This window comes from Alicyclobacillus acidocaldarius subsp. acidocaldarius Tc-4-1, assembly GCF_000219875.1.
GTDB classification, from domain to species: domain Bacteria; phylum Bacillota; class Bacilli; order Alicyclobacillales; family Alicyclobacillaceae; genus Alicyclobacillus; species Alicyclobacillus acidocaldarius_A.
In genome coordinates, this window is record NC_017167.1 from 38703 (window position 1) to 63577 (window position 24875).

22 protein-coding genes, 1 pseudogene and 1 CRISPR repeat array (1 of these 24 only partly in view) are annotated in these 24875 nt (G+C 63.3%); of the genes and pseudogenes, 7 read left to right on the plus strand and 16 right to left on the minus strand.

Annotated elements, in window-relative coordinates:
* Positions 1-1030: direct repeats of the CRISPR family, unit length 37 nt; unit sequence GTTGCTCCGCCGAGATCGTCGGCGGCCCCATTGAAGC; it begins 474 nt to the left of the window's first position.
* 147 nt (positions 1031-1177) lie between these two features.
* The 8 genes and pseudogenes from TC41_RS00160 to TC41_RS00195 all read right to left on the minus strand — a co-directional run bounded on the left by TC41_RS00160 (position 1178) and on the right by TC41_RS00195 (position 10746).
* Positions 1178-2329 (minus strand): RNA-guided endonuclease InsQ/TnpB family protein, encoded by a 1152-nt coding sequence (locus TC41_RS00160; protein ID WP_014462938.1) that lies wholly within the window; start codon positions 2327-2329, stop codon positions 1178-1180.
* Positions 2301-2888 carry an IS607 family transposase gene (locus TC41_RS00165; protein WP_041695573.1) on the minus strand — a complete coding sequence of 196 codons (588 nt, stop codon included), beginning with the start codon at positions 2886-2888 and terminating at the stop codon, positions 2301-2303. Before TC41_RS00165 ends, TC41_RS00160 begins: the two co-directional genes overlap by 29 nt.
* 35 nt (positions 2889-2923) lie before the next feature.
* Complete coding sequence (locus TC41_RS00170) at positions 2924-4144, minus strand: MFS transporter (RefSeq protein ID WP_041694819.1); 1221 nt, start codon at positions 4142-4144, stop codon at positions 2924-2926.
* A 195-nt stretch (positions 4145-4339) separates the two neighbouring features.
* Positions 4340-5257 (minus strand): ABC transporter permease, encoded by a 918-nt coding sequence (locus TC41_RS00175; protein ID WP_008337831.1) that lies wholly within the window; start codon positions 5255-5257, stop codon positions 4340-4342.
* Positions 5258-5293: 36 nt separating this feature from the next.
* Positions 5294-6367, minus strand: coding sequence for an ABC transporter permease (locus tag TC41_RS00180; RefSeq protein ID WP_014462941.1), 1074 nt, complete (start codon positions 6365-6367; stop codon positions 5294-5296).
* Positions 6364-7883 (minus strand): annotated as a pseudogene (locus TC41_RS00185) (ABC transporter ATP-binding protein). The gene TC41_RS00180 and the pseudogene TC41_RS00185 overlap by 4 nt, the downstream one beginning before the upstream one ends.
* 76 nt (positions 7884-7959) lie before the next feature.
* Entirely contained in the window at positions 7960-9033 is a 1074-nt protein-coding gene (locus tag TC41_RS00190; RefSeq protein ID WP_041695575.1) for a BMP family lipoprotein, read from the minus strand.
* Positions 9034-9417: 384 nt separating this feature from the next.
* Entirely contained in the window at positions 9418-10746 is a 1329-nt protein-coding gene (locus TC41_RS00195) for an MFS transporter (RefSeq protein WP_014462945.1), read from the minus strand.
* A 165-nt stretch (positions 10747-10911) separates the two neighbouring features.
* Here TC41_RS00195 and TC41_RS00200 point away from each other — a divergent pair, with 165 nt between their 5' ends.
* Both TC41_RS00200 and TC41_RS00205 read left to right on the plus strand, forming a co-directional pair.
* On the plus strand, positions 10912-11481 hold the full coding sequence (locus TC41_RS00200) for a cysteine hydrolase family protein (RefSeq protein ID WP_041695577.1): 570 nt from the start codon (positions 10912-10914) through the stop codon (positions 11479-11481).
* 18 nt (positions 11482-11499) lie between these two features.
* Positions 11500-12132: an MBL fold metallo-hydrolase gene (locus TC41_RS00205; protein WP_014462947.1), complete on the plus strand. Its 633-nt coding sequence runs from the start codon at positions 11500-11502 to the stop codon at positions 12130-12132.
* A 53-nt stretch (positions 12133-12185) separates the two neighbouring features.
* Here the strand turns inward: TC41_RS00205 and TC41_RS00210 are convergent, their stop codons facing one another.
* From TC41_RS00210 to TC41_RS00250, 8 genes are all read right to left on the minus strand, one after another.
* Positions 12186-12605: an acyl-CoA thioesterase gene (locus TC41_RS00210; protein WP_014462948.1), complete on the minus strand. Its 420-nt coding sequence runs from the start codon at positions 12603-12605 to the stop codon at positions 12186-12188.
* A 513-nt stretch (positions 12606-13118) separates the two neighbouring features.
* Positions 13119-14198 (minus strand): ABC transporter ATP-binding protein, encoded by a 1080-nt coding sequence (locus TC41_RS00220; protein WP_014462949.1) that lies wholly within the window; start codon positions 14196-14198, stop codon positions 13119-13121.
* Complete coding sequence (locus TC41_RS00225; protein WP_014462950.1) at positions 14195-15844, minus strand: ABC transporter permease; 1650 nt, start codon at positions 15842-15844, stop codon at positions 14195-14197. Before TC41_RS00225 ends, TC41_RS00220 begins: the two co-directional genes overlap by 4 nt.
* The gene (locus TC41_RS00230) at positions 15841-16851 is read right to left on the minus strand and encodes an extracellular solute-binding protein (RefSeq protein WP_014462951.1); all 1011 of its coding nucleotides are present in this window, start codon (positions 16849-16851) and stop codon (positions 15841-15843) included. Before TC41_RS00230 ends, TC41_RS00225 begins: the two co-directional genes overlap by 4 nt.
* Before the next feature lie 114 nt (positions 16852-16965).
* On the minus strand, positions 16966-17766 hold the full coding sequence (locus TC41_RS00235; RefSeq protein ID WP_014462952.1) for an ABC transporter permease: 801 nt from the start codon (positions 17764-17766) through the stop codon (positions 16966-16968).
* A complete protein-coding gene (locus TC41_RS00240) occupies positions 17766-18776 on the minus strand; it encodes a daunorubicin/doxorubicin resistance ABC transporter ATP-binding protein DrrA (protein WP_014462953.1) in 1011 nt (336 codons plus the stop codon). The genes TC41_RS00235 and TC41_RS00240 overlap by 1 nt, the downstream gene beginning before the upstream one ends.
* A gap of 80 nt (positions 18777-18856) precedes the next feature.
* On the minus strand, positions 18857-19852 hold the full coding sequence (locus tag TC41_RS00245) for an aldo/keto reductase (RefSeq protein ID WP_014462954.1): 996 nt from the start codon (positions 19850-19852) through the stop codon (positions 18857-18859).
* Positions 19853-20131: 279 nt separating this feature from the next.
* Positions 20132-20983 (minus strand): aldo/keto reductase, encoded by an 852-nt coding sequence (locus tag TC41_RS00250; protein WP_014462955.1) that lies wholly within the window; start codon positions 20981-20983, stop codon positions 20132-20134.
* A 153-nt stretch (positions 20984-21136) separates the two neighbouring features.
* Here TC41_RS00250 and TC41_RS00255 point away from each other — a divergent pair, with 153 nt between their 5' ends.
* From TC41_RS00255 to TC41_RS00275, 5 genes are all read left to right on the plus strand, one after another.
* Positions 21137-22063 carry an AraC family transcriptional regulator gene (locus tag TC41_RS00255; RefSeq protein ID WP_049784301.1) on the plus strand — a complete coding sequence of 309 codons (927 nt, stop codon included), beginning with the start codon at positions 21137-21139 and terminating at the stop codon, positions 22061-22063.
* Positions 22064-22145: 82 nt separating this feature from the next.
* Positions 22146-22820, plus strand: coding sequence for a response regulator transcription factor (locus tag TC41_RS00260; RefSeq protein WP_041694820.1), 675 nt, complete (start codon positions 22146-22148; stop codon positions 22818-22820).
* On the plus strand, positions 22817-23926 hold the full coding sequence (locus TC41_RS00265) for a sensor histidine kinase (protein WP_014462958.1): 1110 nt from the start codon (positions 22817-22819) through the stop codon (positions 23924-23926). Before TC41_RS00260 ends, TC41_RS00265 begins: the two co-directional genes overlap by 4 nt.
* 60 nt (positions 23927-23986) lie before the next feature.
* Positions 23987-24178: a hypothetical protein gene (locus TC41_RS00270; protein ID WP_014462959.1), complete on the plus strand. Its 192-nt coding sequence runs from the start codon at positions 23987-23989 to the stop codon at positions 24176-24178.
* Positions 24179-24211: 33 nt separating this feature from the next.
* Positions 24212-24832, plus strand: a complete 621-nt coding sequence (locus TC41_RS00275) for a LysE/ArgO family amino acid transporter (RefSeq protein WP_014462960.1) — start codon at positions 24212-24214, stop codon at positions 24830-24832.
* Positions 24833-24875: the final 43 nt, after the last annotated feature.

The window sequence follows — 24875 nt, forward strand, 5'->3', positions numbered from 1 at the left end:
AAGCTTATCACCCACGCTCACCCTGTCCGTGTCGCTCTCGTTGCTCCGCCGAGATCGTCGGCGGCCCCATTGAAGCTACACGCTATACGCTACGCCGGATCGCTTGCGGCTCGTTGCTCCGCCGAGATCGTCGGCGGCCCCATTGAAGCAAGACGCGGCGGCTCCACGGCATCCGCGACATTGCGTTGCTCCGCCGAGATCGTCGGCGGCCCCATTGAAGCTCGTATGAGGTGAGACAGCATGGCGAGCGTGCAACAAGTTGCTCCGCCGAGATCGTCGGCGGCCCCATTGAAGCACTAACCTAAACTGATTCGCTTGACGATTCCCGTTTGGTTGCTCCGCCGAGATCGTCGGCGGCCCCATTGAAGCCATATCCACGCGCATACGACCGATCCGAATATGGTCGTTGCTCCGCCGAGATCGTCGGCGGCCCCATTGAAGCGGTAACAGGGACGGATGCGTGATGACAGAGCATGAGTTGCTCCGCCGAGATCGTCGGCGGCCCCATTGAAGCATTTTCGTCTCCGACCAGATACCACGTGAGCTGCGAAGTTGCTCCGCCGAGATCGTCGGCGGCCCCATTGAAGCCATACCCGCTCTCGCCGTGTCATTCGGTGTTGGCGGTGTTGCTCCGCCGAGATCGTCGGCGGCCCCATTGAAGCTTCGCCATCGTCGTCGGTTACGGTCGGTGCGGGAGAGTGTTGCTCCGCCGAGATCGTCGGCGGCCCCATTGAAGCCTCAATGGGCCGAGAGACGTGGACAAAGGTTAGGTGGTTGCTCCGCCGAGATCGTCGGCGGCCCCATTGAAGCCAGCGCAAGGCCAGGACTTCGCCGACGCGCATGCCGTTGCTCCGCCGAGATCGTCGGCGGCCCCATTGAAGCGTCGATCAAGCCAAGTTACAAGGGATCGGTCGCTCAGTGTTGCTCCGCCGAGATCGTCGGCGGCCCCATTGAAGCCTGAACTATTTGGTGTCGTGGCTGAACCGCTTTGAAGTTGCTCCGCCGAGATCGTCGGCGGCCCCAATCACGACAAAGAGGGCGGTAATCACCCGCCCTCTTCGAAGATCTTTAATCGTGGTGACGCATTCCGCTTTTAAGCTTCTATCCTCCAAAAGTCACCGTTCTGCAATTCATGGACAAATGTCCACTTCTCGCTTCCTGCTTCCACGACCCATGACTAGCAGCCCAAGGCCGCCCCGCCAGAGGGATCTCCACAGGCGTCACTTCCCGCGGAACTCGCGGTACCAATTCTCAAAAGATTTTTCGCTGCGTTGATGTCGCGGTCATGCCGCGTGCTGCACGCCGGGCACGTCCACTCCCGCACCGACAATGGCAGCTCGCTTATCACGTACCCGCACGCCGAGCACGTCTTGCTGCTCGCGTAAAACCGTGGTGCCACGATGAGTTCCGAGCCGTACCACGTACACTTGTACGTCAACATTCGCCGAAACTCGCCAAAACCCACGTCCGAAATGGCTCGCGCCAACGTTCGATTCTGCACCATGCCTCGCACATGCAGGTCTTCGATGACGATCACTCGCTTGGTTTTCGCGAGCTCCGTCGTCACTTTGTGCAAAAAGTCCTGACGTATGTTGCGGATCTTCCGGTGCAGCCGAGCAAGCGCCAGCGCCGACTTCCGCCGATTTCGCGAGCCTGGTTTCTTTCGGCTATGCCGCTTCGATAACCGCCTTAAGCGGCGAAGGTATCGGGCGAGCGGCTTTGGCGCCTCGATTTTCGTCCCGTCAGACAACGTCAAAAACCACGAGACCCCCAGATCCACATCCACCGGCTCGCCCGAAGGTGGAACAGGGTCCGGAATCTCCGTTTCTGCCGACAAACTCACATACCATCGGTCCGCCTCCCGCTTGACCGTCGCCGACAGGATTCGGCCTTCGACATGCGGTTTTTCTTTCAGCCGAATCCGCCCGAGCCGAGGCAGTTGTATGGCGTTGTCCAAGACGCGAATCGAACCCGTCAGGCGAAATGAATCGTCGCGCCCTTTTTTCTTGAAGCGAGGGAATCCGACCCTGCGTCCCTCCTTCAACCCGCGAAAAAAGTGTTGAAACGCGCGATCCAAGTCCCGCAGCGCTTCCTGCGGGGCGCATTTGGAGACCTCGTACATCCACGGGAAGTCGGTTTTCTTCAGGCGGTTGAGTTCCCGATGCTGTTCGATGGCGTTCGTGCTTTGCCCCGTCTCTTCATAGAGCGCGATGCGTCTGGCAAGCCCCCAATTGTACGCAAATCGGGCCGCACCTGCGTGCTTGGCAAGCAGGCTCCGTTGCATCCGATTCGGCGCCAACTCATACCGATACGCCCGATGAATCTTCACGTTTGAAAACCTCCAAAGCGCGCTTGGCGCGGTGACGAGCGGAACGTCGCCCGTACAACCGCGCGCAAAACGACGTGAGGACTTCGATCATGTCTTGCACCAAGTCGTCCTTGACCTCGCCTGGCTCCACGACGAGGATTCGTCGGCCTTGAGCCGCCAAAGCCGCCTCGACGTATTCAAACCCGAACCGCATGAGCCGATCTCGATGCTCCACCACAATCGTATGCGCATCTGGATTGGACAGTAGTTTCATGAGCTTCGGTCGATGTCCGTTGAGTCCCGAGCCGATTTCCGTGACCGCCTTGACCACGACAAGCTTCTGTTCCGTTGCAAATTCCATGAGTCGTGCGATTTGGCGATCCAAATCGGCTTTTTGATCGGCGCTTGACACGCGGGCATACAAGGCCACGGCATTCTCCGTGGAAGACTCGGGTTCGTGAACAAGAATGGTGCCCGAAGGAGTTTGCTCAAAAGGCACGGGCATCCGGCCTTCTTTGACCCAACGCCAGGCGGTCTTGTACGTAATTCCGTTCTTTCTTGCCCAATCACTGAGTTTCATAGAAATGAAATACATCAAATGTACATGATTGTCCATCATTCAATGAGCAGTTCTCGGCCCCGTGAGCCAAGCCAGCATCCGAGTGCGACAACGGCCATGCCGACCAGGGCGATGGCGTCGGACGGACTGAGCCATCTATCCAACACGCCACCGACCCATGAGCCGAGCGGCGGGCCAAGTGCAATCAGTGAGCCCCGTAGGCCCATGATGCGTCCCATGACCTGCGACGGCACAGAGCGCTGGACGACGGTACGCGCCAGCGGTGGATACCCGCCAAACAAGAGTCCAGCGCAGGCCAGGAACACGTAGGTGAGCGTGAAGGCGTGGGTCCAGAACAGCGGTGCGAACGCTGCACCCCATCCGACGATCATCATCGTCATGACGACGCCGATCCTGCGCCTCTTGGAGATCCAGCCACTGAACGCCGCTCCAGCAATGGAGCTAATGGCATAGGTGGTCCAAAGGCTGCCTAGGATCCAGGCACCTCGACCAAACTGTCGGTGTGTCAGGAGAGGTAACTCGATGTCAAGCGCGCCGTACGCCAGATTGAGCACCCACGCGCCGATGGTGATCCACCAGACCGGGCGCAGCGCGTACAACGTCTTCATGGCCTCGAGGGTGTTTTGCACAAACAATCGCGCCGATTCAGGCAGGGTTATCGGCGCATGCATCGACTGCGCGGGTACCTTCGCCATTCCAACACATAGCGCCGCGAGCCAAAACGAAATTGCATCGGCGAACAAGGCCGCGGAGCTACCTACGCGCGCGATGGCGAATCCGCCAAGGGCCGGTCCTAGGATGGATGCGCCGTTCCATAGGATCTCCATGAGCGCATTGACGGAGCCAAGCTCATCATCCGCTATGATGTTGGGGATGACGACGCTCCAGCCAATGGTCGAAAACGGAGTAAGGCAGCCTGCCGCAATCGCAAACATCAGAAGCGCCCACACAGGAAGCGCGTGCATACGTTGCAGCACGGCGATGGATGCGAACAAAGCGCCGAGCATGACTTGGGATGTGATGAGCACCCGCTTGTGCGATGTGTGGTCCAGGACATGCCCAACGGTGGGGCCGAGCGCGACGGTGGGCAGGCCGAAGGCAAGGCCCAGCCATCCCATGATCTGCGCGCTCTTGGTCAGAGTCATCGTGGACCACAAAAGCTCCATCCAGCCCACCTGATCGCCCAAGACCGAAATCCCATCCGCCACCATCAACAGTGCCAGACTGCGGCGTTGGAACCACCCGTACGTTCTCATGTTCAGTTGTCACCTCGTCAGGAGCCCCCTGCTGGAAGCTCGCAAATGGTTACAGACGGGGCTTCCCCCGACGAGATGCATCAAATGGGCCTGTGCATCCGAACGGCTCCCTTCCGCCAATCTCCACAATATTGTAATACGCGCCACAACAAAAGCGCGCTCGCGTGGAGCGACGCCTCTCCTTGATTGTCCGCATTATCTCCGCGGTTCGTACGGGATGCCATCCGCCGCTGGGGGCGTGGATCGGCCAATGAGCCCGGTCAGCGCGAGAATGGTCAGCGCGTACGGGATCATCTGCAGAATGTTGGACGACACGCCATGGCCTTGCAGCACGATGCCGAGCGCGGTGGAAAAGCCGAAGATGAGCGCCGCGCCGAACGATCCGAGCGGCGTCCACTTGCCGAAAATCATCGCGGCGAGCGCGATGTAGCCGCGGCCGCTTGTCATATTGGACGTGAACCCGTTCAGGATGCCGATGGACAAATACGCCCCGCCGATGGCGGAAAACACGCCGCTCAAGACCACACCGAGATACCGCAGCCGCCACACCGGGATGCCGAGCGTGTCCGCCGCGAGCGGATTCTCGCCGACGGATCGCATCCTGAGGCCGAGTCGCGTGGAGAACAGGAACCAATGGGACAGGAAAATCAGGACGATCCCGATGTACACGAGCACGCTCTGATTCGTGAAAATCACGCCGATGTACGGAATTCTATCCAGGCCCGGGATGCTCACCGACGGCAGCTTCGGCGTGTTCACGGGGGTGCCGTTGTATCCGAAGAGCGTGTTGAGCAAGAACGTCGTCAGGCCCGCTGCGAAGATGTTGATGCCCATGCCGAGCACCGTCTGGTCGGCGGAGACGTGAATCGCGCCCCAGGCGAGCGCGAGCGCGGTGAGTGCGCCGCACACGATGGCGGCCAGAAGCCCAATCCACGCGTTTCCGGTCCAGTACGAGAATGCGACGCCAAAAAAGGCGCCGATGAGCATGATGCCTTCCATCGCGATGTTGACGACGCCCGTGCGCTCTGAGAACGTGCCGCCGACGGCCGGGAGCGCGAGCGGGATCGCCATGGACAAGGTCAGCGCCCAAATTTCGGGGTTGGAGAAGACCATCCGTGCGCCTCCTTTCACAATCCGGGAATCGGCTCGTCAGCTTGCGGGCGTCTGGGCTCTCGCGGAGCGGCGCCGCCGATACCAACCGATGACCTGCGGGATGATGCGCTCACATCCGACAAAGAAGATGATGAGTCCGGTCAGCACATTCGTGAGCGAAGCCGGGACGTTGGAGACAATCTGCATGTTTTGCCCGCCTGTGGTTAGCGCGCCGAAAAAGAGGCCCGAGATGACGACCGCGAGCGGGTTGTTGCGCGCGAGAAGCGCCACCACGATGGCCGTGTAGCCGTAATTCGACGAAAAGCCATCGAGCAGCTGGTGATCGACGCCGAGCATTTGCACCGCCCCCGCCAGGCCGGCGAAGAGCCCCGACAGCGCGAGCGCAATGACGATATGCAGCTTGACGCGGATGCCGGCGTATTTCGCCGCGCGCGCGTTCAGTCCGACGGATCGCAGGGAAAATCCGAGCGTCGTCTTGTAGAGCAGGAACCACGCGACGATCACGGCCAGCGCCGCGATGAGGATGGAGATGGGCGAGAGCTGGGATCGCGCAAACCCTTGCGTGAAATAAGGAAATTGGGTGTTCGACGCGATGAGCGGCGACTGGGGGATGTACCCCTTCTCCTGCATCGGTCCGCCCTCAATCAGGTAGCGTGCGAACAAAATCGCGATGTAACTCATCATCATGGTGGTGATGACCTCGTGTGCGCCGACGAACGCCTTCGTGAGCCCGGGCACGATGCCTGCCCACAGCGCGCCCGCAATCATGCCGGCGGCGAGGCAGAAGAGCATGTGCAGCCAGCCGGGCAGGGACGTGAAGTGGTAACCCACCCAGACCGCCGCCGTCGCACCGATCCAGTACTGGCCGTCCGCACCGATGTTGAACAGCCCGCTCTGAAACGACAGGGCAATGCCAAGCCCGATGATGATGAGCGGCAGGCTCGCCGTGAGCGTGTTGCCCAAGTTGCCGAGACTACCGAACGCGCCCGAGATGAGCGATCCATATACGGACACCGGATTGTACCCGAGCGCCGCCACTAGGATGGCGCCAATGACGATGGCCACCAGGCTCGCGGCCACGGGCAAGAGAATCGACTGCAGCGCCTTCACGCCGTCCCCTCCTTCGCGCGCCGTCCCGTCATCATGAGGCCGAGCTGCTCGCGCGTGGCCTCCGTCCCATCCACCACGCCGACGATCTCGCCGTCATGCATCACGGCGATGCGATCCGACAGGCTCAGGATCTCGTCCAGTTCAAGTGAAATGAGCAACACCGCCTTGCCTTCGTTGCGCAGCCGGACCAGTTGGCGGTGCACGCCTTCGATGGCGCCAACGTCCAGCCCTCGCGTCGGCTGAGCCGCAATCAGGACGAGCGGATCTCTCGATACTTCGCGGGCGAGGATCACCTTCTGCTGGTTTCCGCCCGAGAGCTCCGAGGCCTTGCGCCGGAAATCGGGCGGGCGCACGTCGAACGCCTCAATCAGCCGCTTGGCGTACGATTCGGCCGCGCGTCGGTTCAAGATGCCGCGCCGCGAAAACGGAGGCCGCCGAAAGTCGCGGAGAATGATGTTGTCGGCGAGATCGAACGAAAGAACGAGGCCGTCGAGCTGCCGATCCTGCGGCACATACGCGATGCCGAGTTGTGTCCTCTCGGCGGGAGAGAGGTGCGTAATGTCGCGCCCGTCGAGCACAATCTGCCCCGCCTCCGCGCGCAACAGCCCCGCGATGGCGTCCGCCAGTTCAAACTGTCCGTTTCCGTCGATGCCCGCGATGCCAAGAATTTCGCCGCGCCGGACGGTCAGGCTCACGCCTTTCACGCGCTCGTGCCGATCCGCCGAGCGCACCCGCAGATTTCGCACTTCCAGAACGAGCGATCCGGCCTCGATGGGCGGCTTCTCGACGCGCAGCACGACCTCCCGGCCGACCATGAGGTTGGCGAGCATCTGCGGCGTCGCGCCCTTCGTTTCGAGCGTTTCCACCGTCTTTCCGGCGCGCATGACGGTGACGCGATCGCTGATTTCCAGAACCTCGTCCAGCTTGTGGCTGATGAAGAGCATGGGCACGCCTTCCGCCTTCAGCGCGCGGATGATGTTGAACAACTCCCGCGTCTCCTGAGGCGTGAGGAGTGCCGTCGGCTCGTCGAGGATGAGCACGCGCGCTTTGCGGTAGAATGCCTTGAGAATCTCGACGCGCTGCTGCAGGCCGACCGTGAGATCGCCCACTTTCGCGTTGGGATCAATGGCGAGGCCATACCGCTCGGACAGCTCCCGCACTCGCCGCACCGCTTCTCGCCGGTCAAAGCGGATGCCGCCCGGTTCGTCTCCCAGGACGACGTTCTCGGCGACGGTGAGCGCCGGGATGAGCATGAAGTGCTGGTGCACCATGCCGATGCCGGCGAGAATGGCGTCGCGCGGGCTTCGGAAATGGACAGGCTGGCCAAACAGCCGGATCTCGCCGGACGTGGGCTCCAGCAGGCCGTAGATGACCTTCATCAGGGTGGACTTGCCGGCGCCGTTTTCGCCGAGGATGGCGTGCACTTCCCCTGCTTGGACGGTCAGGTTCACGCCATCGTTGGCCTTGACGCCTGGAAACCATTTTTGAGGTCCACGACTTCCAACACGGGTTCCAAAGCCGGGATCGCCTCCAAAGAGAAAAGCTCCAAATCGTGGGAAGAGCGGCGCGCGAAAGCGCCGCCCTCCCGCTGTTCACTTCTGCACGGTGGTGGATACCTGGATCTTGCCGCTCAGGATCTCCTGCTTCGCCTGGTTGACCGCGTCCGTCACCGACTTCGGCAGGCCCGAGATGAGCGGCGCGATGCCGACGCCGTTGTTCGAGAGGTCGAAGTTGTTGACGCCGCTCTTGAAGGTGCCGTCCTGCACGGCCTTGATGGTGTCAAACACGGACGTGTCCACCCGCTTGATGGCGCTCGTGATGACCGTGCCGGGCGCGAGGTACGACTGGTCCGTGTCCACGCCGATGGCGTAGACCTTCGCGCTCTGCGCGGCTTTGATGGAGCCGATGCCGGTGCCGCCCGCCACTGGGAAGATGATGTCGGCGCCCTGCGAAATCTCGTTCTGCGCGTACTGGCTGCCGGCCGCCTCGTCGTTGAACGAGTTGGTGTATTCGACGATGACCTTGCCTGTCGGATCCACGCTGTGGAAGCCCTGCTGGAAGCCTGCAATGTACGTGTCCACGGGCGGGATCTCCTGGCCACCCACCACGCCGACGGTGTTGTGGTTGTTGATGTTCTTCAGGAGATGATCTTTCTGCACCATGCCGGCGACGACGCCCGCGAGATAACCGGCTTGCTGCGACTGGAAGATGGCGCTCGCGACGTTCGGGATGCCGGTGATGCTGTCGTCGATGATCAGGAAGTGCGTCTTGGGATACTCTTTCGCCACCTGTTGGACGGCGTCTGCCATCAGGTAGCCGACGGCGATGACGAGATTATATCCATCCTGCGCGAAGTGGCTGAGGTTCGGGACGTAATCCGATTCGGACTGGGATTGGACGACGCTCGTCTGGATGTTGGGCAGCTCTTTCTGCGCCTCCTGCATGCCGACGTACGCCAGATGGTTGAAGCTGTTGTCGTTGAGACCGCCGGTGTCGGTGACGAGGCCGACCTTGATAGTCTTGCCGCTCGTCGACGTGGTATTGCCCGTGCCGCCGCTGTTCGCGGTGTTGGTGGTGCCGGACGACGAGTTGTTGGTGCCGCACCCCACGACGAGGGCGGCCGCGGCCAGGATGGAGAGGCCGCTCTGCCAAATCCGTTTCTGCATGTGATGAACCCCCTTGAGAATGGATCCGATCAACGCAAGCATTTGCTGCTGAGCGCATTTCCATGCTCGGAACCATTCGACGCTCATTCGACACTCGTCGACGAATCTCCTGTGTCAATTTGCTGGATCTCAACTTGGATTCGAGTCCATGTTGCACAAAGGAATTGAAGACGAAAGAGTTCGAAAGGACAGGGAGTTTTGAGGGGGATGGTGCTCACGCGAGGGGGGCCGCCGTGCGGCGGTTCTGTGCTTGGCGCCACCCCTCGGGCGAGGCAAACCTGAGGAAATCGCCGGAGTCGCACACCACGGCTAGAGGACAGCGCGGGTTCGCCCGACTGCCCGAGATGTGAACTGGCGCAGCGGCTGCGACGACACGTGGCGTGGTTACGTGTCCAATTCGCCTGAGGCCACGTCGAGGCTGGTACCCTTGCCGGTTTCGTATCCGCCAATCCACCACGCGACGGCCCCGGCGAGCCCGATGGCCCAGACGAGTGCGTTGAACATGGTATACGCCGTGATCCCGAAGTTTTGCGTGATGTAAATGGTGGCGATGTATAGGCCGATGCTGATAAACCGAACCAGCGCAGTGTATGTGCCACGTAGCTGCGTCGGCCACACCTCGCCTTTCAAGGTATCCTCGGTCAGATACCCGATGTTCACGAACACGTTCAGCACGACGAGCAACAACCAGAAGAGCGCCAGGCTCTTTGACCAAGCTGGGATGGTAGCCCAGATGACAAGCGTCATGACGAATGAACCCAAATATCCTATCAGGAGCAGCGACTTGCGGCTCCATCGGTCAGCCCAAAGGCCGAAGAAGCCAGAGACGAAGCCCGTGCCGGTCGCCACCAGAATGATAGCCGCGTTCATTTTTGGGAAGAAGTGGGGTCCGAGCACATAGGTCATGAGACCGAAACCGGCCGATCCTGCAAACGAGATGGTGAGCGTCGTGAACAGTTTCAGACCCACGCGCTTGGCGCGCGAAGCATCCGACGCCTGCGCCGCCTGCGTGGAGCGCCGAGCCGCCTCTTGTCGCGCCTGATACTCCTCAAAGCCATAAAACTTTTCGATCTCGGCACGCGCGCGATCGTGCTGACCTGTTCTTTCGAGCCAACGGATGGACTCGGGGGTGTTGCGGCGAGCGAAGAACAGGATGACGAGCACCACGAGGAGCGTCAAGGCGATCATCGCGCGCTGGAAGGCGACGTGTTGATATGCAGTTGAAAGCGCCACGAGGCCGAGAATGACGCCACCCAGGTTGATGAAGTTGAGTTCGAGCATCATGGTCTTGCCCCTGTGTTTGTGCGGCATCATCTCGTGTGATACGGCCATGATGGTGTTCATTTCACCACCTGCGGCAAACAGGAGCATGGCGAGAAACAAAAGGATGAGGGCGTACTGGTTGCTGAAGACGAGTCCTATGGCGCCAAGGCCATAGAGCGCCATGGTGGTGTAGAAGGTGTTCTTCCGCCCGACGCGATCGGCCAATGGCCCGGCGACAGCAATGCCGATGATGAGCCAGATGGGTGACCACGCCAAGAGAAGCGACTGAAGCGACTTCGGCATCGGCACCCACTGCGTGGCGACGCTGGAGAGGCTGAAGATGTAGTTCTCGAGCAGCATGCCGAGCCCGAACGACCAGAACAGCCAGCTGTCGGTTCGCGTCCAGTGTTCGTCGCGAACCGTTTGTGGTGCGCTTGACATCGCTTTCATCTCCCTTCAATTTGAGGACGCTTGAAAACATCCTTCATTGTACGCTTTTCTACGCGAGTGGACGCGCCTATTTGGGATTCCACCTCGTTTGGGCGTATGATGACCTTGAACGATTTGGCGGTGCGTTCGGGAGGCGGCCGTCGTCGCAAGGAAGGGGACATGGGCATGACGGTGGATGTGAAACACACGGCGCTTTTGGTGATGGACGTCCAGAACGGCATTGTTTCGCGGTACATTCAGGATGCATCGGCCATGCGTCCGTTTCAGCAGGCCGTGTCGGCTGCGCGCAAGGCGGGCATGCAGGTCATCTTCGTGCGCGTGGCGTTCAGCGAAGGTTTCCCTGAGGCGAGCCCGCGCAACAAGATGTTTGCGCACCTCGCGCAGGCCGGCAACATGACGGTGAGCGCCGACACCACCCAAATTCACGAGTCGGTGCGGCCAGAGCCGGGAGAGCCGGTGGTCACGAAGTACCGCGTCAGCGCATTTGCCGGCAGCAACCTGGAGGTCATCCTGCGCGCCAAGGACATCACGCATCTTGTGCTCTGCGGCATCGCCACATCGGGCGTGGTGCTCTCCACGCTGCGGGAGGCCGCGGACAAGGACTACGCGCTGACCGTGCTGAAGGACGCCTGCCTGGACGCCGATCCGGAGGTGCACCGGGTGCTCGTGGAGAAGGTGTTCCCGCGGCAGGCTGACGTGATGACGGTCGAGGAGTGGGCGAAGACGCTCGCCTGACGCGGGGAGGCGTGAGGCGTGGAAATCGCGCCGAAGATTCACCTGTTGGAATGTACCAAAGGAAGCTACAGCTATCTTGTGCTGGGCGACGAGCCCGTGCTGGTCGATACCAGCATGCCCGGGCGTGCGGACGAGATCGTGAAGGCACTTGCGTCTCTCGGTCTGAAGCCGGGCCACCTCGCCCACATCGTCCTGACGCACCTGGACGTGGATCACATCGGCAATGCCAAGCGGCTGAAGGAGCTCTCCGGCGCAACACTCTGGGCGCCCGCGCCGGACATTCCGTACATTGAGGGCACCGCGAAGCCAAAGGGCGTGCGCCGCGCGATTGCCGGGCTGATGCGCGTGGAGCGTCCGAAGGTGGACCGCGCGCTCGAGCCGGGCGCACACGTGGGCGGCCTGGAGGTGGTACCCGCGCCCGGTCATACGCCCGGCCACGTCTGCCTCATCGCGCGCGACACGCTTCTGGCGGGCGATCTCGTCACGACCCGCGGGGGCCGACTGAAGAAGTCGCCGTCCTTCCTCACCTGGGACAAGGCGGCCCTGAAGAAATCGCTCGCGGACGTGGGCAGGTTGTCGTTTGACTGGGTCTGCCCCGCGCATGGCGATCCCGTCCGGCGCGGATCCCTGTGGGAGGCGCTGCTGGAGTAGTCGGGGGTTCTGGGCTCGTGAAGGCGAGGCGCGGGTGACGCGCCTCGTTCCGCTCACACGCCGACGTTCGATTCCTCGCGCTCGCGGACGTAGGGCAGGAGCTTTTCGCGCGCCCAGTCCGGAAGCGGGGCGGATTTACGCTTCTCGAAGTCGTAGTGGACGACCACCGCAGTGCCTTCGCACATCACCTCGCCGCGGACGCTTACGATTTGACAGAAGAATTCGAAGCTTGATCTCCCGAGCCGCGTGAGCCACGTCCGCGCAATGACGTCCGTGTGCTCGGGGTAGCGCGTCTCCTGGCGGAAGTCGATGTGGAGCGAGGCGATGACGAGCGGCAGACGCTGGCCGGGGAACACCTCCTGCAGGAAGGAGATGCGGGACTCCTCCATATAGGTGGCGTAGACCGCATTGTTTACGTGGCCATTCAAATCGGTGTCGCTGTAACGGATATGAATCGGCGTTTCATGGATCAAACTGCATTCCCCCTGTCGGTTGTGTCGCGTTTCTCTGCAATCCATTGTAAACGAAGTCCACAGGAAACGAGGAATGCCTGTGGGCCGAATTCGCCGGATATGCATGGCAGTTGTCATTGTCGCCTCCGGTCTCGCTCGTGTTTGTTCCCGTTGATTCCTAAACGAGGGATAGGCTGAATATGCCCGCCTGCCCACCACGCGTGACCCGGGGAGATACGCATGGCAGTTGTGACCGACGTCCTTTCAGGGCTGTTGATGCTATCGTTTAGCCTCTTGTTCATAGGAATCAACCGGTTCTGCGGGAGAATCAATCGGATGAAAGGCTTCGACGTTATGACGAGGCATTCGGTGACAATGTGTACTTGCTTCCCAAATCCGACAGGAGGACTGTGCCGGACGCTTATCACACGGTGCAACACGTTTTGATGGCGCAGAACACAATCGCGGTCTTCGCCATGTTGCGTTGAGGCTTCGAAGCATGCGCGAGTGCGCAGGGCCCGCTGCCCTGCGCGCTCATCCTTCCATCACGCAGGCGCGCCGCACTTTCCATCCCACGCGCTGCCCTTCCTGGTATTGCGGCGGGCCCACGTGGCTCGCCAAGAGCCTCCCGGCAAGGGACTCGAGTTCGTACAGTGTTCGATGACCCACGTACTGTACGCGGACCACGCGGCAAGGCAGCGACGCCTCATCGTCGGTGGTGAGTTCACACCACTCCGGCCGCATCATGAGCGTCCTGCGGCCGAGATCGACCGAGGGGCGCGCGGACGTCAGTCGAACCGTCTGCTCGCTGTCCGCGATTTGCACAAGCGCCTGTCCGCTCCCGTTCGCCTCGCGCACCACGCCCGTCGCGCACGCGGCCGGCCCCAAAAGCCGGGCGATCTCGGCCGTGCGCGGGTTCTCGTACACCTCTGCGGGAGATCCGATCTGCAGGATCTCCCCGTGCATCATGACGGCCACGCGGTGGGCCAGAGACAGCGCCTCGTCCACCTGGTGGCTCACGTACAGCGCGGCCGCCCCCGTCTGTCGAATCCGCTCCCGCACCTCGTGCATGAAGGTTTCGCGGTTAGCCGGATCGAGGCTCGCAGTGGGCTCGTCAAACAGGTACAGCTCCGGCCTCGACGCGAGCGCCCGCGCCAGGCCGACCCGCTGGCGCTGGCCGCCCGAGAGTTCCGACGGATAACGCGCGGCAAACGCGTCCATGCCCACCGCGGCGAGCACCGATTCCGCCTCGCGCCGCGCCAGAAGCCGCGCCATGCCCCGCCTGCGGAGCGGATAGGCCACGTTGTCCACCACCATCCACTGCGGCCAGAGCGCGTGCGACTGAAATACCACGCCCACGCGCCTCTTCTCCGGCGGAAGCGAAAGCGTCGGCGAGGCCACCATCTCTTCGCCTATCCAGATGGCCCCCGATTGAATGGGATAAAACCCCGCGATGGCGCCGAGAAGCGTGCTCTTGCCCGATCCAGACGGCCCGACAAGCGCGACAATTTCGCCCGCCTCTATGGTCAGCGACGCGCGTCTGACCGCCACCTGCTGGCCGTGCGCCACGGTGACGCCTGCCACGGAGAGGCGATGCGCTTTCGAATCCTTCATCCGAGTTTCACCTCCTCGAGGGGGGCGGCCGGCACGGCCATGCGAAGCTGCGACAGGCCCTGGCTTCGCCGCCCCCTCGGCTCGCGCAGCGCCAAGAGGCCCAGGGCGAAGCTCGCGGCCGTCATCCACACGGCCAAGACCGCGACCGTACGGACATCGCCGCCTTCGCTCGCGGACAGCACGGCCACGGCGATGGTCTCGGTATTCGGGCCGTAAAGCAGGCTCGCGAGTGTCACCTCGTACAAGCCAGACATGAGCGCCTGCAGCGCCGCCTGGCGCACCGCGGGCCGGATGGCGGGCCAAATCGCCGCACCATACGCCCCCGCAGGCCCCGCGCCAAACGATCTCGCCGCGCGCCACGGTTCGAGTGGCGCATTGCCACGCGCCGCCACGATGGCGTCGGCGAGGCCGTAGAACTTCGCCACGTAGGCAAGCCCCAGGATCCACCAGGTGCCGTATAGGGCGTGCCCGAAGGCCACCAGGATGCCGACGGCCACGGCCGTTCCAGGCGCCGCGTACAGCAGCCATAAGGCGAGATGGGCCGCCCGCGCCACCGCGGAGGCTGGCACGGCTTCTGCGGCGACAAGACCAAGCAGGGCGATCACGGCGGCGGCCAAAACCGCGAGGACGACTGTGTGCACGAGCGCCGGCCACGCGCTGACGAGCGGCGAGAACAGCCCCGCCACGTCCCAGTTCCTGGGCGTGGGTGGCAGGCCGTAGGCTCGCGTGAGGGCTGTGAGCACAAGGGCGGCGAGCGGAAGGCCGCTCGTCGTCGCCACGTGCAGCCCGTATGCGGCGAGCGAAATCGCGCGAACCCGCTTGGGGAACAGGGGCAGCGGTGTTGCGCCGGGGGCAGACGTGCCGAGGCCGGGATCGAACCGTATGGCCGCGCGGCTCACGGTCACCGCCAGCGCGCCGACGGCCATGAGTTCAAACGCCTGCCATGTGGCGGCCGTGAAACCCTGCGTGCCGCCCGTGGACAGGTTGGCGAAGATGGAGGTGGCCGCCGTGCGAAACCCGCTCGGCTCGCCGAGTTCGTACGGGACGCCAAAGTCGCCCAGGGAAAACGCGAACGACAGCGCGCAGGCCGCCACAAGCGGGCGCAGCGCCACCGGCCGGAACGCGGCCCAGAAGGCGCGCCAAAGCCCGGCCCCGCAGGAGCGCGCGGCCCACATGGGTTCGACGTTCATGGCCGCAACGGCGGTCAGTCCACTCAGATAGCCGATGGGGGCCGCGTGGATGGCGAGGGCCGCCGTAACGCCCCATGGCCCGTACAAAAAGCTCACGTGGACGTGCGCCAACTGGTCCAAAAGGCCCGCCCGGGCGTAGGCGTCGCCGAGCGCGAACGCGCCGATGAACGGCGGCGTCCACAGCGGCAGGAGGCTGATGGCGTGAAGGGCCGCTCGCCCCCGGCGCACGGCGCCAGAGAGCATGACGGCCCAGGCCATGCCGACAAGGCTCGCGATGGCGCTCGATACGGCGCTCGTCCACAGTGAGTTCCAGAGTGGGCCGAGGGTCGAGGCGATGCCCGCCGCTGACGGGAGTTCGAGGGCGAGATGGAACACGGGGTAACCGCATAGAACCGCGGCGGCCGCGGCGAGCACCAGCGTGCCAACCGCGGCGATCCACGAGATGCGCGATGTCATCGGAAGATCTGGGCGAACTGGTGGAGGATGTTCGCCCGGTCTCGTTCCAACTGCGCCCAGGGCACCTGCATCAGCGCCGCGCCCTTCGGCACCGTGGGGGACGCGCCGACGACCGGGGACAGGCCGACGGACGCCACCACCTTCTGACCGGCCGGGCTCAAAAGCCAGTTGGCAAACGCCTTGGCTACCGGCGTCTCGTGCCCTTTGACGAACGCCAGAGGCCCTGGCACCACGATGGCGCCGTCCTCTGGCCACACCACGGCGATGGGGGATCCTTGCTTCACAAGCGTGAACGCGGCGCTGTCGTTGGTCATGCCCACGTCCACCTTGCCGCTCGCGACATCATCCGCCACGGTCTTCACCGACGACTGCACCGCCGCGCCGTTCTGCTTCAGCGTCTCAAAGTAATTCCAGCCGTACCGCGTCTCCATCATGCCGACAAACGCCATGGTGGTGCCGGAATAGGACGGATCGCCGATTTCCACTTCGCCCTTGTACGCGGCGCTGGTGAGGTCGCGCCACGAGTGGGGCACAGGCAGGGACATGCCTTTGTGGTACACGATCACGTCGTGAAACACGTACGCCCCCACCCAGTTCGCGCCCTGATCCGCGCTCGGCAGATGGCTTGCGGCAGACGGCTTCTCGCGCGAGAGAATGCCCTGGGCGGCTAAGGTGTCCGCCGCGGTCGGATCGGCCAAGAGCACCATATCCGCGCCGATGGCGTGCGCCTTCGCCTCCGACTCGAGCCGCGTCACGAGCGCGCCCGTGCCCGTGGTCACCATCTGCACGCGCGCGGCCGGATCGTACGCCTCAAACGCCTGTGCGAGTGCCTGCGCGTTTTGCTGGGTCAGCGCGGCGTAGACCGTGACGGTGCCGGCGGGCTTTGCTCCTTGTGCAGATGCCGTGGCCTGCGCGGGGGCCTTCGATGGTGGCGCAGCGTGCCAAGTGGCGACGCTCGCCGCAACGACCACCGCCGCCGCGGCGACACTCAATCCCTTCATGAGCATGCGTTTCACCCTCCATTCGTCTCCTTGCTCCGATGGTACCGAGCGTGTGTGGAGATTCGATGAAGGGGAGCGCACGCAACGGTAAAAGATTGGGAACTTTGTGTTGAGATTTCGTCACGCTTTGCGCATGTACATCCGCACCGCGAGCGGGGCAAAGACGAGCATGATGGCCGCGGCGCCGGCGAGCGAGATGGCGATGTCCGGCGTTGCCTGGCCCTGATTGGCGAGCGACCGCACGGCGGCAATCAGGTGGGAGAGCGGATTGACGTTGACGAACACCCGCAGCCACTTGGGCATGGTGTTGACCGGCGCGAACGCGTTCGACAGGAACGTAAGCGGGAACAGGATGAGCATCGAGATGCCCTGCACGCTTGCCGCCGTCCGCGCCACGACGCCGAAGAACGCGAAGATCCAGCTGAGCGCGAACGCGCACACGATGACGAGCAGCGCGGCGATGGCGACGCGGGCAAGGCCCCCACGTGGGTGATAGCCCATGAGGTATCCCACGGCGAAGATGAGGACCGTGGCCAAAAGGTACCTCACCATGTCGGCGAGGAGCGCGCCCGCAAGCGGCGCGATGCGGGCGATGGGCAGGGCGCGGAAGCGATCGAACACGCCCTTGTCCATGTCTTCGCGCAGCTGGACGCCGGTGACGACGGACGCGGTGATGACCGTCTGCACGAGGATGCCTGGGATAACGAGCGGCAAATAGTTCTGTGAGTTGCCGGAGATGGCGCCCCCGAAGATGTAGGTGAACATGAGTGTGAAGATGATGGGTTGCAGCGTGACGTCGAACAGTTGCTCTGGCGTCCGGCGCATCTTCAACAGGCCTCGGTAGGCCATGGTGAGCGACTGGCGCAGCGCAATCGCCATGGAGGGGCGCGCCGGGATGGCTTCAAACGATGTCTGTTGCATCAGGCACTCTCTCCTTCGTCGGCGGTTTCGGCCTCGTGGCCGGTGAGGGCGAGGAACACCTCGTCCAGCGTCGGCTTTTGCAAGCCGAGTTCGGTGATGTCGATGCCGGCCGCCTTCAGCGCCACGAGCAGATCCGGCACGACGCTCGTGTCGGCCACGGGCGCGATGATCCGGCGCCCCTCGGGCGATGGCGTGGCCTGCGCGCCAAGCGCCGCTTCCACGATGGCGCGAGCCCGCGGCACATCCTCCGGGTTGGCGAAGGTGAGGTGCAGGGACGACCGGCCCACCGACGACTTCAGCTCGTCCGGCGTGCCTTCCGCAATCACGCGGCCGCGATCGATCACGGCGATTCGGTTCGCCAGCTGGTCCGCCTCATCTAAATATTGCGTGGTCAGGAGCACGGTTGTGCCTTCGCGCACGAGCTGGCGGATGGTGTCCCACATCTGGGCGCGCGTGCGCGGATCGAGCCCGGTGGTGGGTTCGTCGAGGAAGATGAGCGGCGGCGTGGCGATGAGGCTGGCCGCGAGATCCAGGCGGCGCCGCATGCCGCCGGAAAAGTGCTTCAGCGGGCGATTGCGCGCCTCGGTGAGGCCGAACTGCTCGAGCAGGCGCTCTGCCGTCGCTCGCGCCTCGCGGCGGCTCTGTCCGAGGAGGCGCGCGAAGAGCACCAGGTTTTCCGCGGCGGTGAGCGTCTCGTCGACGGAGGCGTACTGACCAGTCACGCCGATGAGCTGGCGCACGCGGTGCGCGTCCTTCACGACGTCGTGGCCGAAGATGCGCGCCTGGCCTGCGTCTGGGCGGATGAGCGTCGCGAGCATGCGCACGGTGGTGGTCTTGCCGGCGCCATTGGGGCCGAGCAGGCCGTACACCGTGCCGGCCTGCACGGACAGGCTGATGCCGTCGACGGCGCGATGGGGGCCAAAGGCCTTGACGAGATCGACCGCTTCGATGGCGACGGAGGTTCGCTGTGCGGCGGCCGAGGTCTGGGCTTGTGTAACCATCAGGGACATGCGAAAAAACCTCCTTTCGCGCTCATCGTAGCGGCAGAAGATGAACAGACGATGAACGGAAAGGAGGTCGGTTTTTCGCGTCAGCGCGCGGGTGCGTCGAGCGCGCCGACCACCGGATGCGGCACGTACGGTTCTTCCAAGTAGCGCATCTCGTCGTCCGAGAGCTTGACGTCGATGGCGGCCACCGCGTCCTCGAGGTGGTGCATCTTGGTGGCCCCGACAATCGGGGCGGTGACGCCCGGCTTGTGCAGGAGCCAGGCCAGCGCAATCTGGGCGCGCGGAACGCCGTGGCGCTCCGCGAGCTCGCCGACGCGATCCAAAATGGCCTGATCGACCGATGCCATGCGGTCGTACTTGGCGCGCTGCACCTCGTCGGTCTCGGATCGACGCGTCGTCTCAGACGGCCTCCGCGCCAGACGGCCACCTGCGAGCGGGCTGTAGGGGATGACGCCGATGCCCTCCTCGCGGCAGAGCGGCATCATCTCGCGCTCCTCCTCGCGGTAGATGAGGGTGTAGTGGTTCTGCATGGAGACGAACCGGGTGAGCTCGCGCCGATCCGCCACGGCCAGCGCCTTCATGAACTGCCACGCGTACATGGCCGACGCGCCGATGTAGCGGACCTTGCCAGCCTTGACGAGATCGTGCAGGGCCTCGAGCGTCTCCTCGATGGGCGTCTGGTGGTCCCAGCGGTGGATCTGGTACAAATCCACGTAGTCCGTGCCGAGCCGCTTCAGGCTTTGGTCGATGGCCTCCATGATAGCCTTGCGCGACAGGCCGCCGGCGTTCGGCCCTTCGCGGAGCGGGAAAAACACTTTGGTGGCGATCACGACCTGATCCCTCGGCACCGCTTCCTTGAGGATCTTGCCGACGATTTCCTCGCTCGTGCCGATGGAGTAGACGTTCGCCGTGTCGAAGAAGTTGATGCCGAGATCGAGCGCGCGGTGGATGATGGGCCGCGCGTCCGCCTCGTCGAGCACCCAGGGATGGTGCCAGGTGCCGGGCTTGCCAAAGCCCATGCAGCCGAGGCAGATGCGAGAGACCTCAAGGCCAGTTCGGCCGAGTTTGACGTATTCCATCGCTGAAACCTCCTCGTATGAATTGATTTAGACCAAGCTCTTACGTCAACTACAAACACGCAGGGTTCAAGGGTTGAGTCGCTGGGGTATCCCCAGAGACAATGACCTTAAGCGTAGGGTCCGGGGCAGTTCTGGTTCCTCCTGTCGTCACCGCCTGGGTGAACTTCTCGCAAAGACTGTCTCCCCGATGCGGGTGTGTGATCTTTGACTCGCAGGCGGTCCCCCGTCCGTCTTTTGTGCCGTGGGTGTGAGTCCTCCTGGTGCGCGGATGGCTTGGCCTCAGACGTCCAGGTGGCGCGAGCACATCCACTTGACGATCTCGGGGTCGGTATGGGAGAAAAACAGGCTCTTGCCCGTGTCGAGCGCCCGGATTTTGTCCATCTCTTCCGCGGAGAGCTCGAAGTCGAACACGTTGAAGTTCTCCTGAATGCGCTCGGGGCGAACGGACTTGGGGATGACGACGACACCCCGCTGAATGAGCCAGCGCAGGACCACCTGGGCGACCGACTTTCCGTGCCGCTTGCCGATCTCGGCGAGCACGGGGTTTTCAAACAACCCGTTTCTCCCCTCCGCAAACGGGCCCCAAGATTCGATTTGCACACCATACGCCTGCATGATCTTGTGAGCCTCAATTTGTTGGCAGAAGGGGTGCGTTTCCACCTGATTCACCGCGGGCGTGATCTCGTGATGCATGATGAGATCGATCAGCCGATCCGGCGCGAAGTTGCTCACGCCGATGGCGCGGATCTTCCCGGCTTTGTACAATTCTTGCATGGCGCGCCACGCGCCGTACACGTCGCCGAACGGCTGGTGGATCAGATACAGATCCACGTAGTCGAGCTGCAACCGGTCGAGCGATCGCTGAAAGGCCGCCAACGTCGATTCGTAGCCCGCGTGCTCGACCCAAAGCTTGGTGGTGACAAAGAGTTCTTCCCGCGGGACTCCGCTCTTGCGGATGGCTTCGCCAACGGCTTGTTCGTTTTGGTACGATGCCGCGGTGTCAATCAGGCGATAGTCTACGCGGATGGCGTGGAGGACCGAGCGCTCGCACAGGTCCAAATCCGTAATCTGGTACGTCCCGAAGCCCAGCATCGGCATGCGAACGCCGTTGTTCAACGTCACATACTCCATGGGCGGACCTCCTTTCCGTCTATGGAGATTGTCCCACACAGACCGCATCCCGGCGACGCACATTCTCGCGCGGGCTTGCCAGATCCTCGCGCGTGTGAGTAGGAACCGAGCGGCGGAGGTCGAATGCTCATAACAGCAGGTGAGGTGAAGATTATGCAGGAGGTCACCCAACGAGGCGCGAGCGCGCCTGGAAGCTCCGAGCTCCTGGGCCGCATCAGGGCGGTCATGGCAGAAGCTCTCTGCGAAGACGGCGTCCATTCGACGCCTGTGCCGGGTCTCACGCTGTACCGCTGGTCCGAGACGTCCTCCCCGCGGCACGGGGTGTATCGCCCGTCGCTTTGCGTGGTCGCCCAGGGCGAGAAGCAGGTGTGGCTCGGTCAGCAGGTCCTCACGTACAATTCGGCCACGTACCTCATCTCTTCCATCCACGTGCCGGCGCAATCGCGCGTGAGCCGCGCGTCTGCCGCACAGCCCTATCTGGCGCTTCGCATCGAGTTTGATCCGCAGGAGTGGCTGGACCTGTTCGAAGGGGGCGCGTTGGGCCGCGAAGACGAAGTCGAGCCCGAGGCGGGTCTCTGGGTTGCGCGCATGGAGGAACATCTCCTCGATGCCATCGCTCGCTACGTCGATCTGGTGCGCCACCCTGAGGACGTGCCGTATCTCGCGCCCCTCTGGCGCCGCGAAATCTTTTATCGCGTCATTCGCGGCGAAGGCGGCCAGCGGTGGGCGCGCCTCCTCGCTGCGGCCGGCCAGGCCAACCCCGCGCACCGCGCCGTTCGCTATCTCGCGGAGCATTTTCGCGATCACGTCCGCATCGACGATCTCGCCGCTCTGGTGAACATGAGCCCTTCCACCTTGCACCGCCACTTCAAAGCGCTCACGCACATGACGCCCATCCAGTATCAGAAGCGGCTGCGATTGCTGGAGGCCCGCAGGCTCCTCCTCGGCGGCGCGCAATCGGTGACGGAGGCGGCGCTCTCCGTCGGCTATGAGAGCGTGTCACAGTTCACCCGCGAGTACGCGCGCCTCTTTGGCTTGCCGCCGAGCAAGGACGTGGAGCGCCTCCGCCTCGCGCCGTGACGGACAGGCCCGCTTTTCAACAGGCCCGCCGTTCACGCGGCGTTCATCTTGGCGAGGTATCCTCGCGCGTGAGGTGATGAACATGGCGACCATCCTTGTGGCCGACGACGAGCCTCACATCCGCGAACTCGTGCGCAGCACGCTCGAGCGGGAAGGGCATCGGGTGGTGGAGGCGGCGGACGGGCGCGAGGCGGCGGATGCACTGGCCCGTGAGCCCGTGCAGCTCGCCGTGATCGACGTGATGATGCCCGAGGTGGACGGGTTCGAGCTGACGCAATGGTTGCGCGAAGAGCGCGATGTGCCGATTCTGCTCCTGACCGCGCTCGGGGAGACAAGCCACAAGGTGCGCGGCCTTCGGCTCGGCGCGGACGACTACCTCGTCAAGCCCTTCGCCCCCGAGGAGCTTGTGGCGCGCGTCGAGGCGCTTCTGCGCCGTTACCGCATGCGGGCGGACGGCGCGCTCGATCTCGCCGGACTCCGCCTCCTCTCGGACACGTATGAAGTCGAGGCGAACGGGGAGCGCATGGCCCTTCCGCCGAAGGAGTTTCAGCTTCTGTTCACGCTGGCCGCGTCGGCGGGCAAGACGCTCTCCCGCGACAAGCTGATTGAAGAGGTGTGGGGGTACGACTACGCGGGGGACGAGCGGACGGTGGACGTGCACATTAAGCGGTTGCGCGACAAATTCCCCGAGGACATCTACCCGTTTCGCATCCGCACCGTGCGCGGGTTGGGGTATCGCCTGGAGGTGAACGCGTGAAGGAGCGAGCCGCCTCGCGGGGGTATGACGACTTCCGCGCCCGTCACGTGCGCTGGCAGTGGCGCGAAGCGTTGGATAGGCTTATCTGGATGTCGTGTTGGTCGTTCATATTGCTGAGCGCCTCGTACGGCGTCGTGCGCCTCATCGGGCGCGCATTCGGGTGGCGGCCCGTGCCGTACGGCCAGCTGATGATGATTGGCGGCGTGGGCGTGGTGATGCTCGCGCTCGTCGCGCTTCTCTGGAATGCGCTTGGGTTTGATCGCGATGATCGCCTCTTTTTCCGCATTCTCGACTCCTTGCGCGAGATTGGCCGCGGGAATTTCAGCGCTCGCGCCATGCTGGAGGTCCGGCGTGGCTTTCCGGATCACCCCATGAACCAGCTGGTGCTGCACGTTCGCGAGATGGCGGAGGGGCTCGAGCGCATCGAACAGATGCGCCAGGAGTTTGTGGCGAACGTTTCCCACGAGATGCAGACGCCGCTCACGTCCATCCTCGGTTTCGTGAAGGCGCTCAAATCGGAAGGGCTGTCGGAAGGCGAACGGCGCCACTATCTCGACATCATTGAGGCGGAGAGCGAGCGGTTGTCCCGCCTGGCGGACAACCTGCTCAAACTCACCTCGCTCGAATCTGGCCATCACCCGGTGACGCTCAAGCGCTTCCGTCTCGACCGCCAGCTGCGCGAGGTGGCGATTGCGTGCGAGCCGCTCTGGACGGAGAAGGGTCTCCTTCTCGACATGCAGGTGGAGCCCGTCGAGTTGGAAGGCGATGAGGACCTCCTCGGCCAGGTGTGGATGAATCTCCTGTCCAACGCCATCAAGTTCACGGAGCCGGGCGGCCGAATTCAAGTGCGCCTCGAGAAGGAAGACACAGGCGTCTGCGCCTTGGTTGCGGACACGGGCATCGGCATCCGTCCGGAGGATATGAGCCGCGTATTCACTCGCTTCTTCAAGGCGGATAGGTCGCGCGGCAAGCCGGGCAATGGGCTTGGCCTTGCCATCGCCAAGCGCATTGTGGAGATGCACCACGGGGACATCTCGGTCGAAAGCGAGCCAGGGCGTGGGTCGACATTCAAGGTGCACCTGCCGTATACTCAGGGTGGAAGATGAGGATTGGCGTTCCATCGCCGAAGCTCATGAATTCGGGTGTCCTTCGGGGAGGCGTGATGCGTGCTCGCCACCGAAATTCTCCTTCTTCTCCTGTACGCGGCGATTGAATTCGCCGTCGGACTGTTCTTTGCCTGGGCGTTTGCGCGCATGTTTCAGGTGAAGTTGTCGAAAAGGAAGAGGCTGTGGATAGCGACCGCCTGGGCTGTTCTCGGCGTGATTCCCACTGTGCTTGGAATCAACGGAGGATTATGAATCGGTTGAACGAACGCCGGAAAGGAGTTTCGCATGGTCGGCGCGTTTTGGCACGGCCTGATTTTGGCGTTCGCGCTCATCCTGCCGATTGGCATGCAGAACGGATTTCTCCTCAGCCAAGGCGCGCTGCACCGGCGATGGCTGGCGGCCCTGCCGGCCGTGGTAACGGCGGCTCTCTGTGACACGTTTCTCGTGGCGCTCGCGGTCTTTGGGGTGTCGGGCGCCGTCTTTCACATCGTTTGGCTGCGCGTCGCGCTTGGCATCGTGGGCGTGGCCTTTCTGTTGTACATGGGCTTTCAGACGTGGCGCGAGAATCCTGACCATGACGCCGTCACATCCGAGGTCTGGTCGCCGCGTCGGCAGATGGGCTTCGCGATGTCGGTCTCCCTTCTGAATCCGCACGCGCTCATGGATACGCTCGCCGTGATCGGCGGGAGCGCGGCCGTGTACGGCACTTGGGGCGAGAGGGCGTCGTTCGCGGCGGCGTGCGCACTTGTCTCGTGGGTTTGGTTTTTCTTCCTCATGACGCTCGGCCATGTGGCGGGCCGCGCCGCGGCGGGGGTGGGGCTGAAGCGGGTCATCAACCGCATCTCCGCCCTCATGATGTGGTTCTCCGCGGGGCTCCTCATCCACATCCTGCTCACGTTCCGCTGACAGAAGGTCCGGTCTTCGCCCGTCGCGGCGAGCGCATGCCCGT